A 14,255-nucleotide genomic window follows, 5' to 3' on the forward strand; every position below is an offset into this window, starting at 1 on the left:
ATCGTGCGTTATTGCTTGATGAAAGGACGGGTCAACAGGCCAATCGGGCCGCTGGTGTACCAGCTTTTGTTACCCTTGCTGCGGCGATCGCGTCCCAGAGATTGGGTAAGGCGGTCAAGAATAATCGCCAGAATGACGATCCCGACACCACCGACGGCAGCCAGACCCATATCCAGACGACCAATACCGCGCAGTACCATCTGACCCAAACCGCCTACGGCGATCATCGAGGCGATAACCACCATCGACAGCGCCAGCATCAGCGTCTGGTTAACACCGGCCATGATGGTCGGCATGGCCAGCGGGAGCTGAACCTTAAGCAGCATCTGGCGCGGGCTGGCGCCGAATGACTCGGCGGCTTCGATCAAATCGGCCGGCACCTGACGAATACCCAGAATCGTTAAGCGAATAATTGGCGGCAGGGCAAAGATTATCGTCACCACGACGCCCGGCACGTTACCGATACCGAACAGCATGACGATAGGCACTAAATAAACGAACGCGGGCGTCGTCTGCATGGCATCCAACAGTGGCCGAATGAACTTTGCGGCCCGTTCGCTACGTGCGAGCCAGATCCCAACGGGGAGCCCGATGAGCACGCAGAAGAACAGCGCAGTCAGTACCAGCGCTAACGTGATCATGGCCTGCGACCAGGCACCAATCGCACCAATCACAATGAGAGACAACAGGGTAGCCACGCCCATGCCGAGGCTGGACATCTGCCAGGCAAGCAGCGAAAACACCAGAATAGCGATCGGCGCGGGCATACCCAACAGAAACTGCTGGAAGCCGCCCAGAATAAAATCAACCGGGACGCGAACGCCCTGGAAGATCGGTCTGAAGTGCAGCACAACCCAGTCGATGCCGTGGGTGACCCAACTGTCCAGCGGGATCAGCGTGTCTTTAAACGGATCGAGCAGGTTGAAATGCTCGGGCGTCGCAGGTGCGGCGTTATTCAGCCAGTCACTGCCGGATTGCGCCGCCTGATGGGCGGCATCGGCGGAACCATCGGGAGCCGGTGCGGTGCTCCAGGCATCGCTGCCGTTAGCCGGTGCATCCTGAGCGGGCGCGCCGGTGGACCAAGGGTCACTCTGTGCAGCACTGTCAGGCGTAGCACCATCATTCGCTGGTGCAGAATCGGCTGGTGCGTTTTGCGAGCTGGCCGCCCACGGATCGTTTTGCTGTGCGCCATTGGCCTGTTCAGGGGCTGCGTTTTGATCGGTTGGCTGATGTTGTGCCGTGGTGTTATCCCACGGATTTGATGTTGATTTACTCATTGGTCACTCCTTCCTTATCCAGTGCCTGTAGCAACATTCCTTTGGAAATGATGCCAATGTACTCATGATTTTCGCCGACGACAGGAACGGCACAGGGAGCCTGTGCGACCTGAGAAATCAGCTCGTTGAGTGACATATCTGCGGGCACTGGAACAGGTTCGGGCAGTAACGCCTGTTCCAGCGGCTGCTGTTCTTTCAACGCCTGCTTCAGTGAATCAATAGACACGATGCCAATGAAACGTTTTCCACCTTCCAGCACGTAGCCGTAATCACGGTCTTCATCCTGAAGGATTTTCAGCGCGGAACGTGGCCCCACGCCGGGAGTTTTACGAATCAAGGTGACCGGGCGACGGCGGGCGATATCTTTGGCGCTAAACACGTGGCTGATATCGACGCCGCGGAAAAAGGTGCGCACATAGTCATTGGCCGGGTTATTCAGGATTTCATCGGGTGTGCCGACCTGAATCACTTCACCGCCGTGCATAATGGCAATTCGGTCACCGATGCGCATCGCTTCATCCAGATCGTGCGAGATAAAGATGATAGTGCGTTGATGACGAGACTGGAGCTTGATCAACTCATCCTGCATTTCAGTACGGATCAGCGGATCAAGCGCGGAGAACGCTTCATCCATCAGCAGGATATCGGGGTCGTTTGCTAACGCACGAGCCAGACCGACACGCTGCCGCATCCCGCCGGACAGCTCATCCGGGTAAGACGCCGCGTAGGCTTCAAGCCCTACCTGTTGCAACGCATCCAGTGCTTTTTGCTCACGTTCCGCTTTCGGCACGCCAGCCAGTTCCATACCAAACGCGGTATTGTTGAGGATGTTCAGATGCGGCATCAGCGCAAAGGATTGAAACACCATGCTGATCTTCTTGCGGCGTACGTCACGCAGCGCAGTATCGGATATCTTGGAGATATCCTCACCGTCGATCAGCACCTGACCCCGAGTGGGTTCGATCAGACGATTGAGAAGGCGTACCATGGTTGATTTGCCGGAACCGGATAATCCCATGATGACAAATATCTCGCCTTCTTCAATGGCCAGACTGGCATCTTTCACGCCGACAGTAAGCCCTGTTTTTTCAAATACCTGATCTTTGCTCAGGCCTTTATCAATCAGTTTAAATGCTCTGTCAGGATGCTCGCCAAATATCTTATAAAGATTCTTTACTTCAAGTTTAATTGCCATGAAATTATTGTTTTCCTATGTCGTTTATAATTCTATAACGTAGCCCTGATAATGATTAAACATAATCTACCCTACCATACTCAGATTCTGAGACAACCCTTGATTGCCTCAGGCGTGTTTCCCGTAAGGCGAATATCCGAGATAACAATAACGCTATTATTACTGCCTTATCTTCATGATTTACGTGATCTTTATGATTTTTGATTGGAAGGGTAATTCTTTTTATAACAGTATGTTACCTGTTGATTTTTACGCGTTGAATTCGCAGAGGATATAACCTTTTCTGATTGTGAATACATCACCATTTATAGTGAATTCCACTAATTGAATAATAGGGTAAATAAATCAAGATTTTTGTCTTATAGACACCCGAATAGGCCGACGTAACTACATTTTTTACTTATGTTATCTGTCGGTATTTTATACAGTATAGCAAAGATATTGCAGGTAAAATGATTGCGTTAATTCCCACCAATAAATGAGAGTGTTCTGAATAATATATCTGTCATATTTAGGGGATAACAACCATCGGTAAGTGGGGATTTTGAGTGTTTTTAAAAATTGCGAAGCAAAACCAGAAAGAGAAATAAGGACATTGTCACAAGAAAGGTATTTTGGTTATCTATACCCGTCATACTTCAAGCTGCTTGTGCGTTGGCCGCCCTTACTCACCCCAGTCACTTACTTGTGTAAGCTCCTGGGGATTCGCTCGGTTGCCGCCTTCACGCAACTCGAATTATTTAGGGTATATACATCTGTTTTTTGCTTTCGTATCCTCGGTATGCAGTCATTTAATCGACTTGGTTTAGATAGGAGAAGCTATGTCATCCTCACACGATATTACGACGTTAAGTCTTCAGGAACAGGCATTTTTCGCCTTGGGGAAAAAGCTGCAAATGGCGGCGCGTGATGTGATAAAGCGTAAGCTGGCTTCTGGTGAATATGTGCTTATTGATGGCAAATATTATCTGGCCTCGGATACCCCTAATCTGGCGGATAAGTAGATTAGTGGGAACTGAAACAAGCGCATAGAGATTGCGCTTGTTTTCTTTTTCATTGCTACGAACTCATCAGGCTGACGTGGGCGGCGACAACGCGCCAGCCTTCGGGCATTTTTACCCAGGTTTGCATTTGGCGACCGATCTTCGTACTGCCTGCGCGGGTAAACTCCGTGCTGGCGACGGCCATATCATGACCATAGGTGGTGATGACCGTATTACGCAGGGTTCTGTCCAGACCGGCAGAGGGGCGAGCAAGACGAAAGGCGCGGATTTCCTCGATCCCGTACAGATTTTCTCCCGCACCATAGCGCACCGTTTTGTCATCGTGCCAGAACAGTTCATCCAGTACCGCAACGTCATTACCCGTTAAGGCTTTCTCATAGCGATAGAACGCGGCAGTCACGTCGGCCAGCACATCCGGCTGGTTAATATCCTCAGGCAACATATTTTCTTTCCTCATAAGGTATAGGTGATGCCCTGCTGCTCCAGTGCCCATGCCGTCCGCAGACAAAGATCCTCGCGCCACGGTGCCGCAATAATCTGCACGCCTATCGGCAGGCCGCTGGCGGTTGCTACCGGCACTGTCACGACGGGCAGACCGACGAAAGAGATCGGCTGTGTCAGCATGCCCATGCTGGCGCGGACGGGCAGATCGATATCATTAATGCGCATGGTTTCCTGCCTGATGAGCGTGGCGGAGCAGGGCGTCGCCGGGGCGATCAGCAGGTCGGTGTGCTCAAACAGCGCCAGTGTCTGTTGACGGAAATAATTCCGAAAGCGTTGAGCCTGCACATACCAAGCGGCGGGGATCATTGCGCCTGCCAACAGCCGCTCGCGTGACAGGGGCTCGAAGCGCTCAGGCTGCGTGCGCAAGGCTGGTAGATACTGGTTGCCCCCTTCGCTGGCCGACAGAATAAAGGCGGCGCTACGTGCTAGTGCGGCATCGGTTAGCGTCAGGCTGTCCTGCGCGCCCAGCGCCTGTGCGATCTGACGAACGGCGGCGTTGGCTTCCTCGCTGGCCCACGTGGAGAAATAGCCATCCAGCACCGCGTAGCGTAATCCGTCATTGCCTGCTTCCAACTGTGCGGCGGTATGCTGCGTTTCCCGCTTGGCCTGAAAACGATCGTGTTCGTCGCGACCTTGTAAGGCATCGAATACTAATGCCAGATCGTCTGCGCTACGCGCCAGCGGGCCGATATGGTCGAGGCTGGCGACAAACGGGTGGCTGCCGTGACGTGATAACCGGCCAAACGTCGGCTTTAGCCCGAAAATGCCGCAGAGCGACGACGGTACGCGGATCGAGCCATTGGTGTCGCTGCCCAGCGTGAAGTTAACCAAGCCTGCTGCGACGGCCGCAGCCGATCCGCCAGACGATCCACCCGCAATGCGCTGTGTATCAAGCGGGTTACGCGTGGGGCCGTAATGGCTGTTTTCGGTGGTAAAACCGTAGGCATAGGCATCCATATTCAACATGCCGGACAGCAGCGCGCCCTGGCTGGCAAGCTGGCGGATGGCAAAAGCATCCTGTGCGGCGGGCGGTCGCTGGCTGAAAAGCTCGGCACCCGCCAACGTGGTTTCGCCGCTGACATCAAACAGGTTTTTGACGGCGTAAGGCACGCCGGCCAGCGCGGGCAAAGTTTCCCCGCGTTGACGGCAGACGTCGATGTGCTCGGCCTCTGCCAGCATGCGTTCGCCAGTGACATGGGTGTAGGCATTAATCGTGGGGTTGGCCTGCTCAATGGTGCCCAGCGTCTGCTGTGCAAGCTCTTTGGCGGAGAACGTGCCGGCCTGCAAACCTTGCTGAATCTGTCGGATGGATAACGATGAGGGGGCGCTTCTGGCGTATGAACTCATAGCGTATAAACTCATAGCGTATAAACCCCAGCAATTTCCTGATGCTCATCAAGAGGAAAATCCATCAGCGGCTGCGCCATGGCGTGAATGCGGCTGAATTGCACTAACAGCTCCTGACGTCGTTCCTGACTGAGTTGCAGCGCCAGCAGCGTTTCCATGTGCTGAAGATAAGCGGCTAGCGTGTCGTTATCGATAGATGTTGCCGTCATGCGGTGTTCTCCCTGTTGAGTGATGATTAAAAACCTGCCGCGCTGCCGTTGCTGCGTGGGTCGAAGGCACCTTCCAGCATGCCGTTGGTGTGCCGTATGATGGCCCCCGCGTGGCCGACCGTTTCACTAAAGCTGCTCAAGAGTTCGACGTCGTGACCGAGCTGACGCAGGGCATCCACAGTGGCGGGTTTGAAGCGATCTTCGAGCTTCAGCGTATCGGAGACCTGTCCCCAGGTACGGCCCAGCAGCCAGCGTGGGGCGCTAATCGCCTGTTGCAGCGGCAGCCCTTGCTGAACGTGACGGATAAAGATGGCCGCCTGTGTCTGCGGTTGTCCGTCGCCGCCCATCGAGCCGTAGACCATCGTTCGTCCGTCGGACAGGCGTGCGGCGGCAGGGTTTAAGGTATGAAACGGCTGCTTACCCGGCTCTAGCGCCAGCAGGTGTGCCGGATCGAGGCTGAACGAGGCACCGCGGTTCTGCCAAAGTACGCCGGTTCCCGGCAAGACCACGCCGCTGCCAAACTCGTGGTAAATGCTTTGAATAAAAGAGACGCACAGGCCGCTGCTGTCACATACGCCCATCCAGACCGTGTCACCGGGGCCTTTGCCTTCTCCCCACGGCGCGGCTTTGCGCGTATCGATTTGCCGAGCCAGCACGCCGAGCGCATCGTTTTCCAGCAGCGTCTGAACGTCCTGTGTCATCAACTTGGGATCGGTAATGAAGCGGTCACGCAGGCTAAACGCCAGCTTGGTCGATTCGACAATGCGGTGGATCGTCTGGCTATCGCTCAGATCTTCCATGTCTAAATGATCGGTCAGACCGAGAATCGCGAGCGATACCAGACCCTGCGTCGGCGGCGCGAGGTTATAGATGTCGCCTTTGCTGTGCTTCAGCACCAGCGGCGTTGTCCGCTTGGCGCGGTAATTTGCCAGATCGTCAGCCGTTAGCGGCATACCGAGCTGCGCCATTTGTGCCGACAGCCTGGCAGCGACGGAGCCGCGATAAAAACTGTCCAGCCCTTCAATACTGAGCGTCGTCAGGGTATCGGCTAAATCCGACTGCGTGAAACGGCTGCCCGCGCGCGGGATATTTCCCTGCGGCATAAACAGCTGGCTAAAGGCCGGACAATCGCCCAGCTCGTGATAGCGCTGGGTGAGCGCATCTTCCTGAGACTGCGTGACAGGAATACCGTCAGCCGCATAGCGAATCGCGTCAGATAGCAGACGAGCCAGCGGCATCGGCGTGCTGTCTATTTCTTGTGAATTGTCCAGCTCTTGTGAATAGGCCAGCGCTTCCTGCCAGCCGCCGACGGTGCCTGCGACCGTCAGCGCCGCTTTCGGGCCGCGGTGCGGAATGCGGCTTTCGCCCTGATAGTACTCACGGCAGGCCAGCGACCCCGCCGCACCGCTGGCATCGATAGCAACGGGTTCACCGTGTGGTGGCACAATCAGCCAGAAACCATCGCCGCCGATCCCGTTCATATGCGGGTACACCACGGCAATGGTTGCCGCCGCTGCGACCATGGCTTCAATAGCGTTGCCACCTTCACGCAGAATCGCCAACGCGCTGGCACTGGCTAAATGATGAGGTGCTACCGCCATGCCCAGCGGGGCGGTGTTGCTTTGCATCATCTTAGGATTCCTTTTTAAGTTTTATGTAGGGTGATGAGTTCTATTAACCCTAGCTATAAGCAAACGGCGTTCCAGTTTTTTATTGCGGTGGAAAGTCTGTATGCGGTGCAGGAAGGGTCATCTATATCATCCTGACAATCCTGTGCTATGTTCTGCGACATGAAACAAACGTTACAGCAAGCGCAACGGATGAGAGACGATGATGCAAATAGATGAACGATTACGGGATCGCTACAGCGAGCTTTCACCGCAGGAACAGCGTGTCGCGGATTTCATCTTCGATCACTTTGACGATTTAATTAGCTACAACAGCGCCGAGCTGGCGCGGCTGAGCGGCGTCTCCAAAGCGACCGTCAGCCGGTTGTTCAAACGGCTGGGCTACCCCAGCTACCGTGACATGCGCGATGAGCTCAGAACGCTGCGTCAGAGCGGGATGCCGCTGGCGGATAACCGGGATGCCGTGCAGGGGAATACGCTGCTGGCGCGGCATTACAAACAGGAAATGGCGAACCTGACGCAGTGGATAAACCAGATTGATCCCGTGCAGTTTGGCGCGGTGATTCAGGCGCTGATGCAGGCGCAGCGCCTGTGTTTGATTGGGTTGCGCAATAGCTATCCGGTGGCGCTGCACCTGCGCCAACAGCTGCTCCAGATTCGCCAACAGGTCACGCTGCTGACGCAGCCGGGGCAGACGTTATCCGAAGAGCTGGTGGATCTCACGGCGCAGGATGTCGTGATTGTGGTGGCTTTTCGCCGCCGTCCTCGCCTGATTCAGCCGCTGTTGGTGCAGTTGCAAAAGCGCGGCGTGCCTGTGCTGCTGTTGTGCGAACCACAGGCCAGTACGCTAATGTCGTTGGTAACCTGGTCGCTGTGCGTCCCGCTGGACAGCGTCTCGGCGTTTGACAGCTATTCGTCTGCCATGAGTTTAGTGAACGTGATCAGCAATGCGCTACTGCATGAAATGCTGCGTGACGGACGCCAACGCATTCACCAGATCGTGGATCTTTATGGTGAACTGGATGAGCTTGAGCAACGCTAATGGTGCATTGGGATGGTGCTATTGCACCAAAATAATGCGTTAAAGTGAGTGTTTAGATTCCTAATGCGCTTATCTGTCATGTCGTCACGTGGATTGTTTCGGGCGTGATAGCACTGGATTATTTTTGTGACATAGCGCCACGCCCGACATAGGGCAGCTCAAACGCCGCTTGCCCTATGAACCCAGGCTTTTTTCGCGGAATTGCGCCGCTTCGCGGTACCTTCGGTGTTCATGCCCGCAACACGGACCGCCAGCGACGCGCTCCCGACGCGGCGCTGACTTTCGCGGCGTCCATGCCGCTCATCCGGCGGTCATGCTCACCTCAGCGCAATTTTTTACGCGAATAAGGCATAAAACCACAAGGTTAACTCCTGAGTATCACGCCCGAAACTGTTCACCAATATTCCATATCCACAGCTATGGCATATTTCAGCATGATTGCCTGACCTTCTACGTTGTTCCTCATCGTCAAGGGTACCCGCGTAATCTGGCATGCTCCTTGCTTAATATCTGCAACGATGGTTTCAATATTTGTTTTTAAAGAATCTTTCGTTTCAATTATACTAACCGGGGGCAGAGACGATGTTGATCAATAAACTGGGCATCAAAAAAGGGTTACTGGCGGTGATGGGCGCGGCAATGTTACTGGTTCAAGCCGGTAGCGCGATGGCCGATCAGTTGCAGGATATCGAGACGCGCGGTGTGCTGCGTGTCGCTGTCCCGCAGGATTTCCCGCCGTTTGGATCGGTAGGAACGGATTTGCAACCGCAGGGGTATGACATCGATATCGCTCGCTATCTGGCGAAAGAGATGAAACTAAAGTTGCAGCTGGTTCCTGTCACCAGCGCCAACCGCGTGCCGTATCTGCAAACCAACAAAGTTGATCTGGTGATCTCCAGTCTGGGCAAAAATGCCGAGCGTGAAAAAGTGATCGATTTCAGCCGCGCCTACGCGCCGTTTTTCCTCGGCGTATTTGGGCCGAAAGACAGCACGCTGACATCGTCAGACGCGCTGGAAGGCAAGAGCATCGGCGTCACGCGCGGTGCGGTAGAAGACATGGTGCTGACGGATATCGCGCCGAAGGCCGCACAGATTAAGCGCTACGAAGATAACAACACCACGCTGTCGGCATACCTGTCCGGGCAGGTGGAATATGTTGCGACGGGTAACCTGGTTGTCGCGGCTATCGCCGAGCAGAACCCGACGAAAGCACCCGTAGCGAAGTTTATGCTGAAAGATTCGCCGTGCTATATCGGTCTGAAAAAAGACGAGCCTGCGCTGAAAGCGAAAGTCGATGCGTTGATTGAGCAAGCGCTGAAAGACAATACGCTCAATACCCTGTCGGAAAAATGGCTGAAAGCGCCGCTGCCGGCCAGCATCAAGGCTTAACGGGAGCACGCCATGACCTATCAGCTTAATTTTTCTGCGCTGTTTCCGTTCTGGCCTGAGCTGCTGGAGGGGTTGTGGGTCACCATTGAGCTGACGGTCATGGCAACCCTCGGCGGCATTGCCATCGGCATCTTCGGTGCGGCCTTGCGCAGCGGCAAGCCCACTCTGCTGAGTCGGCTATGGGGTGTCTACGTCGAGCTGATCCGCAATACGCCGTTTGTGGTTCAGCTGTTCTTCATCGTCTTCGGCTTGCCGAGTTTGGGCTTGAAGCTCACCGCCGGACAGGCCGCGCTGTTGGCGATGTTGATTAATCTGGGAGCGTACAGCACCGAGATTATCCGCGCGGGGATTCAGGTGACGCCGAAAGGCCAGTGGGAAGCTGCCCGCGTGCTGGGACTGACGCGAATGCAGACCTTTTTACGTGTGATTCTGCCGCCCGCGCTCCAGCGGATTTATCCGGCGCTGGTTAGCCAGTGCATCATCGTCATGCTGGGATCGTCAGTGGTGTCGCAGGTGTCTTACGAGGAACTGACCTTTGCCGCCAACCTGATTCAGTCCCGTACGTTTTTGAGCTTTGAAGTGTATCTGGCAACCACGCTGTGTTATCTGGTGCTGTCTGTGCTGATGCGACAACTCTTACTGCTGGCAGGTCGGCGCTTTCTGGGGAATCCGTCATGATGACATTTACCGACTGGGATATTGTGCGCAACCTGCTGCTGGCGGCACGTTGGACGCTACTGCTGTCGCTGACGGCGTTTATCGGCGGCGCGATAGTGACTTTTCCGCTGATGCTGCTGCGGTTGACGAAACGCACATGGCCGACGCGCTTTGTCCATCTGTATTCTGAGCTGTTTCAGGGCACGCCGTTGCTGATGCAGCTATTCCTCGCCTTTTTCGGGCTGGCGCTGTTCGGCATCGATGTGAGCCCGTGGACGGCGGCTGCACTGGCGCTGACGCTCTTTACCAGCGCCTTTCTGGTGGATATCTGGTGCGGCAGCGTGGAAGCCTTGCCAAAAGGGCAGTGGGAAGCGTCGCGCTGCCTCGGGCTGGATTTCGGTCAAACGCTCTATCGGGTGATTGCGCCGCAGGCGATGCGTATCGCCATCGCGCCTACCGTGGGGTTTTCCGTGCAGGTGATTAAAGGTACCGCGCTGGCGTCGATTATCGGGTTTATCGAACTGACTAAGGCGGGCACCATGTTGAATAACGTGACCTATCAGCCGTTTAAAGTGTTCGGATTGGTGGCACTGGGCTACTTCCTGATGTGCTATCCGCTCTCTTACTACAGCCGCTATCTGGAGAAGAAATTCAATGCCGCTCATCACCATTAATCAAGTTCAAAAATATTACGGTCAGAACCATGTCCTGAAAGGCGTGGATCTGGATATTGAAATGGGTGAGGTCATTTCGATCATCGGGCGCAGCGGCTCTGGTAAGAGCACGCTATTGCGCTGCATGAACGGTCTGGAAGGCTATCAGGACGGCAGCATTAAGCTGGGCGGGATGACGGTCACCGACAGGGATTCGCAGGCGCGGGAAATCAGCCGCTCGGTCGGGATGGTGTTCCAGAACTTCAATCTGTTTCCGCACATGACGGCGCTGGAAAACGTGATGCTGGCACCGCGCCGCGTGCTGGGTAAAAGTGCGGCGGAGTGCCGTGAGCTGGGCGAGCGGGTGTTGAAAAAGGTGGGGCTGGGTGAGCGCCTTCACTATTACCCTGCCAACCTGTCGGGCGGCCAGCAGCAGCGCGTCGCGATTGCCCGCGCGCTGGCGATGAACCCGAAAGTCCTGCTGTGCGATGAAATTACCTCTGCGCTCGATCCTGAATTAGTCGGCGAAGTACTGAAGGTGCTGGAACAGCTGGCCGCAGAAGGCATGACGCTGATTCTGGTCACGCATGAAATGAATTTTGCCCGTGAAGTGGGCGACCGTGTGGTGTTTATGCATCAGGGCACGGTCTGGGAGCAGGGCGACAGCAAAACGCTGTTCGCTAACCCGCAGACCCGCGAACTGAAACAGTTTATCGCCTCGGTCCGGGGACTATCGGAAGCGTAATACTTCCCTCTTTTGAGCTAATCACGCACGGAAACGCGTATCAAATCATTCGATTAGCAGATTAGTAACGTAAAGAATCTGGAGCACATAACCATGAACAGCGAACTGTACGCGCAAATTAATCCCCCTCATCGCCTGCTGATGGGGCCGGGGCCGATCAATGCCGATCCGCGCGTATTACGGGCAATGGCCAGTCAACTGGTGGGGCAGTATGACCCCGCGATGACGAACTACATGAATCAGGTCATGGCGCTCTATCGTCAACTTTTCCGCACGGAAAACCGCTGGACGATGCTGGTCGATGGCACCTCGCGTGCGGGCATTGAGGCGATTTTGCTGTCAGCGATCCGCCCCGGTGACAAGGTGCTGGTGCCGGTGTTTGGCCGTTTTGGTCATCTGCTGTGCGAGATTGCCCGCCGCTGTCGTGCTGACGTTCATACCATTGAAGTGCCGTGGGGCGAGGTGTTCTCGCCAGATCAGATCGAAGATGCGATCAAAACGGTACGCCCGCGTTTACTGCTGACGGTGCAGGGCGATACGTCGACCACCATGCTGCAACCGCTGGAGGAACTGGGCGAGATTTGTCGCCGTCACGGCGTACTGTTCTATACCGATGCCACGGCCTCTTTTGGCGGTAATCCGCTGGAAACGGATAAGTGGGGACTGGATGCGGTTTCCGCCGGATTGCAGAAGTGTCTGGGGGGGCCATCTGGCAGTTCACCGATCACGCTCAGTTCGCAGATGGAAGCGGTGATCCGCCGTCGCAAATGTATTGAGCAGGGGATCCGAACGGACGCGCATCAGGACGGCGACGACGAAATGATCTATTCCAACTATTTCGATCTGGGCATGGTGATGGATTACTGGGGGCCGGAGCGCCTGAATCACCACACCGAGGCAACGAGCATGCTGTTTGCCGCCCGCGAGTGTGCTCGAACGATCCTCGAAGAAGGGTTGGATCGCAGCATTGCCCGCCATGCGCTGCACGGCAGTGCGTTGGTGGCGGGGATTCAGGGAATGGGGCTGGAGACCTTTGGCTCGCTGACCCACAAAATGAATAACGTACTGGGCGTGGTGATTCCTGACGGCGTTCACGGTGAGCAGGTGCGTAAGCTGCTGCTGGAAGATTTCGCCATTGAGATCGGCACATCCTTTGGTCCGCTTCAGGGCAAGATCTGGCGCATCGGGACGATGGGCTACAATGCGCGTAAAGACTGCGTGATGCAAACGCTGACGGCGCTGGAGGCGGTGCTGAATCGCCTTGGCTTCCGTACCGTGCAGGGCGAAGCCTTGCAGGCGGCCTGGAATTGCTATGCGTCGGATGAGGGTCGTGCATGAGTGAAATGTTGATGTTGCCCGCTGCTGCACAGGCCGCCGCTGAGCTGATTATGTCGCGCTGCGATGCGCTGGCGGAAATCAGCGAAACACCCGGTCAACTGACCCGTGTTTATCTGTCGCTGGAGCACCTGCGTGCCAATGCGCAGGTGGGTGAATGGATGCGCGAAGCGGGCATGAACGTCTGGCAGGATAGCGTTGGCAACATTTGTGGTCGCTATGAAGGATTAACACCGGATGCGCCAGCGCTGTTGCTCGGCTCGCATCTGGATACGGTGCGCAATGCCGGACGCTATGACGGCATGCTGGGCGTATTGACGGCGATTGAAGTCGTGCGTGCATTCCATCAACAGGGGACGCGTTTGCCCGTGGCGCTGGAAATCATCGGTTTCGGCGATGAGGAAGGTACGCGTTTTGGTATTACGCTGCTGGGCAGCCGAGGGTTAACGGGCACCTGGCCGGAGAACTGGCTGGCGTGTCAGGATGCTGAGGGCACCAGCGTGACGCAGGCCTTGACCATTGCGGGGCTGGATCCGCTTGAGGTGGCGCACGCAGCACGTCCGGTCAGCGATATCACCGCCTATCTGGAGTTACACATCGAGCAAGGGCCGTGTCTGGAACAGCAGGATCTGGCGCTGGGCGTGGTCACCGCGATTAATGGTGCAAGGCGGCTCAACTGCACGTTCCTCGGGCTGGCGGGGCATGCGGGCACGGTGCCGATGACGCAGCGGCAGGATGCGCTGGCGGCGGCCGCCGACTGGATGGCGCAGGCTGAGCGGATAACGCGGGAAAGCGATCCTCATCTGGTCGCCACGTTTGGCACATTACAGTGCTTACCGGGCGCGGCGAACGTTATTCCCGGTGAGGTGAAGATGACGCTGGATATTCGTGGGCCGGAGGATGCACCGCTGGATGCGCTGCTACAAAAACTCCTGACGCTAGGGCAGGCTATCGCGCACCAGCGCGGCTGCCAGTTCAGCGCCGACGAGTATTACCGCATTGCGGCAACCCGCTGCGATCCCGCCTTGCAGTCGGTATTAAATGAGGCGGTGATGCAGGTACAAGGCAAAACGCTGATGTTGCCAAGCGGTGCGGGGCACGATGCGATTGCGATTGCCGAACGCTGGCCGGTAGCGATGCTATTTGTTCGCTGTCGCGGCGGTATCAGCCACCATCCTGACGAGTCCGTTACCACGTCAGATGTGGCGCTGGCGCTACAGGCGTTTTATCAAACCGTGTTCTACCACGCCTCTGCACAGTAGCGAGACAG

14 protein-coding genes are annotated in these 14,255 nt (G+C 55.9%); 8 read left to right on the forward strand and 6 right to left on the reverse strand.

The features are described 5' to 3' along the window. Positions 1-8: 8 nt before the first annotated feature. Positions 9-1,277, reverse strand: a complete 1,269-nt coding sequence (gene proW, locus IG609_RS04225) for a glycine betaine/L-proline ABC transporter permease ProW (protein WP_193399149.1) — start codon at positions 1,275-1,277, stop codon at positions 9-11. After that, positions 1,270-2,472, reverse strand: a complete 1,203-nt coding sequence (proV, locus tag IG609_RS04230) for a glycine betaine/L-proline ABC transporter ATP-binding protein ProV (RefSeq protein ID WP_193399150.1) — start codon at positions 2,470-2,472, stop codon at positions 1,270-1,272. The genes proW and proV overlap by 8 nt, the downstream gene beginning before the upstream one ends. Positions 2,473-3,293: 821 nt before the next feature. Between proV and IG609_RS04235 the strand changes: the two genes are divergently transcribed. Next, positions 3,294-3,476, forward strand: coding sequence for a hypothetical protein (locus tag IG609_RS04235; RefSeq protein WP_193399151.1), 183 nt, complete (start codon positions 3,294-3,296; stop codon positions 3,474-3,476). A 55-nt stretch (positions 3,477-3,531) separates the two neighbouring features. Here IG609_RS04235 and hpxZ read toward each other — a convergent pair whose 3' ends face one another. The 4 genes from hpxZ to IG609_RS04255 are packed head-to-tail and all read right to left on the reverse strand — an operon-like array spanning position 3,532 to position 7,167. Further along, positions 3,532-3,918, reverse strand: coding sequence for an oxalurate catabolism protein HpxZ (gene hpxZ, locus IG609_RS04240; RefSeq protein ID WP_193399152.1), 387 nt, complete (start codon positions 3,916-3,918; stop codon positions 3,532-3,534). Positions 3,919-3,929: 11 nt separating this feature from the next. Next, complete coding sequence (locus IG609_RS04245) at positions 3,930-5,327, reverse strand: AtzE family amidohydrolase (protein WP_193399190.1); 1,398 nt, start codon at positions 5,325-5,327, stop codon at positions 3,930-3,932. A gap of 11 nt (positions 5,328-5,338) precedes the next feature. Next, on the reverse strand, positions 5,339-5,536 hold the full coding sequence (hpxX, locus tag IG609_RS04250) for an oxalurate catabolism protein HpxX (RefSeq protein WP_039288532.1): 198 nt from the start codon (positions 5,534-5,536) through the stop codon (positions 5,339-5,341). A 26-nt stretch (positions 5,537-5,562) separates the two neighbouring features. Continuing rightward, positions 5,563-7,167: a gamma-glutamyltransferase family protein gene (locus tag IG609_RS04255; protein ID WP_193399153.1), complete on the reverse strand. Its 1,605-nt coding sequence runs from the start codon at positions 7,165-7,167 to the stop codon at positions 5,563-5,565. A gap of 199 nt (positions 7,168-7,366) precedes the next feature. Here IG609_RS04255 and IG609_RS04260 point away from each other — a divergent pair, with 199 nt between their 5' ends. The 7 genes from IG609_RS04260 (at position 7,367) to hpxK (ending at position 14,247) form a co-directional block, all read left to right on the forward strand. Beyond that, positions 7,367-8,206, forward strand: a complete 840-nt coding sequence (locus tag IG609_RS04260; RefSeq protein ID WP_193399154.1) for a MurR/RpiR family transcriptional regulator — start codon at positions 7,367-7,369, stop codon at positions 8,204-8,206. Between the two features lie 603 nt (positions 8,207-8,809). Beyond that, on the forward strand, positions 8,810-9,595 hold the full coding sequence (locus IG609_RS04265; protein WP_488646065.1) for a transporter substrate-binding domain-containing protein: 786 nt from the start codon (positions 8,810-8,812) through the stop codon (positions 9,593-9,595). A 12-nt stretch (positions 9,596-9,607) separates the two neighbouring features. Next, positions 9,608-10,273: an amino acid ABC transporter permease gene (locus tag IG609_RS04270; protein WP_010282622.1), complete on the forward strand. Its 666-nt coding sequence runs from the start codon at positions 9,608-9,610 to the stop codon at positions 10,271-10,273. Then, complete coding sequence (locus IG609_RS04275; protein WP_094370396.1) at positions 10,273-10,926, forward strand: amino acid ABC transporter permease; 654 nt, start codon at positions 10,273-10,275, stop codon at positions 10,924-10,926. The genes IG609_RS04270 and IG609_RS04275 overlap by 1 nt, the downstream gene beginning before the upstream one ends. Further along, on the forward strand, positions 10,907-11,650 hold the full coding sequence (locus IG609_RS04280) for an amino acid ABC transporter ATP-binding protein (RefSeq protein WP_014916424.1): 744 nt from the start codon (positions 10,907-10,909) through the stop codon (positions 11,648-11,650). The genes IG609_RS04275 and IG609_RS04280 overlap by 20 nt, the downstream gene beginning before the upstream one ends. Before the next feature lie 93 nt (positions 11,651-11,743). Next, a complete protein-coding gene (locus IG609_RS04285) occupies positions 11,744-12,988 on the forward strand; it encodes a pyridoxal-phosphate-dependent aminotransferase family protein (RefSeq protein ID WP_193399156.1) in 1,245 nt (414 codons plus the stop codon). Continuing rightward, positions 12,985-14,247 carry an allantoate amidohydrolase gene (gene hpxK, locus IG609_RS04290; RefSeq protein WP_193399157.1) on the forward strand — a complete coding sequence of 421 codons (1,263 nt, stop codon included), beginning with the start codon at positions 12,985-12,987 and terminating at the stop codon, positions 14,245-14,247. The genes IG609_RS04285 and hpxK overlap by 4 nt, the downstream gene beginning before the upstream one ends. The last annotated feature ends 8 nt before the right edge of the window (positions 14,248-14,255 follow it).

It is taken from the genome of Pectobacterium quasiaquaticum, assembly GCF_014946775.2.
Taxonomy (GTDB): domain Bacteria; phylum Pseudomonadota; class Gammaproteobacteria; order Enterobacterales; family Enterobacteriaceae; genus Pectobacterium; species Pectobacterium aquaticum.

Bases quoted from the DNA above. Each gene is read 5' to 3' on its own strand.
- proW (WP_193399149.1), bottom strand. From the start codon at position 1,277: ATGAGTAAATCAACATCAAATCCGTGGGATAACACCACGGCACAACAT.
- proV (WP_193399150.1), bottom strand. From the start codon at position 2,472: ATGGCAATTAAACTTGAAGTAAAGAATCTTTATAAGATATTTGGCGAG.
- IG609_RS04235 (WP_193399151.1), top strand. From the start codon at position 3,294: ATGTCATCCTCACACGATATTACGACGTTAAGTCTTCAGGAACAGGCA.
- hpxZ (WP_193399152.1), bottom strand. From the start codon at position 3,918: ATGTTGCCTGAGGATATTAACCAGCCGGATGTGCTGGCCGACGTGACT.
- IG609_RS04245 (WP_193399190.1), bottom strand. From the start codon at position 5,327: ATGAGTTCATACGCCAGAAGCGCCCCCTCATCGTTATCCATCCGACAG.
- hpxX (WP_039288532.1), bottom strand. From the start codon at position 5,536: ATGACGGCAACATCTATCGATAACGACACGCTAGCCGCTTATCTTCAG.
- IG609_RS04255 (WP_193399153.1), bottom strand. From the start codon at position 7,167: ATGATGCAAAGCAACACCGCCCCGCTGGGCATGGCGGTAGCACCTCAT.
- IG609_RS04260 (WP_193399154.1), top strand. From the start codon at position 7,367: ATGATGCAAATAGATGAACGATTACGGGATCGCTACAGCGAGCTTTCA.
- IG609_RS04270 (WP_010282622.1), top strand. From the start codon at position 9,608: ATGACCTATCAGCTTAATTTTTCTGCGCTGTTTCCGTTCTGGCCTGAG.
- IG609_RS04275 (WP_094370396.1), top strand. From the start codon at position 10,273: ATGACATTTACCGACTGGGATATTGTGCGCAACCTGCTGCTGGCGGCA.
- IG609_RS04280 (WP_014916424.1), top strand. From the start codon at position 10,907: ATGCCGCTCATCACCATTAATCAAGTTCAAAAATATTACGGTCAGAAC.
- IG609_RS04285 (WP_193399156.1), top strand. From the start codon at position 11,744: ATGAACAGCGAACTGTACGCGCAAATTAATCCCCCTCATCGCCTGCTG.
- hpxK (WP_193399157.1), top strand. From the start codon at position 12,985: ATGAGTGAAATGTTGATGTTGCCCGCTGCTGCACAGGCCGCCGCTGAG.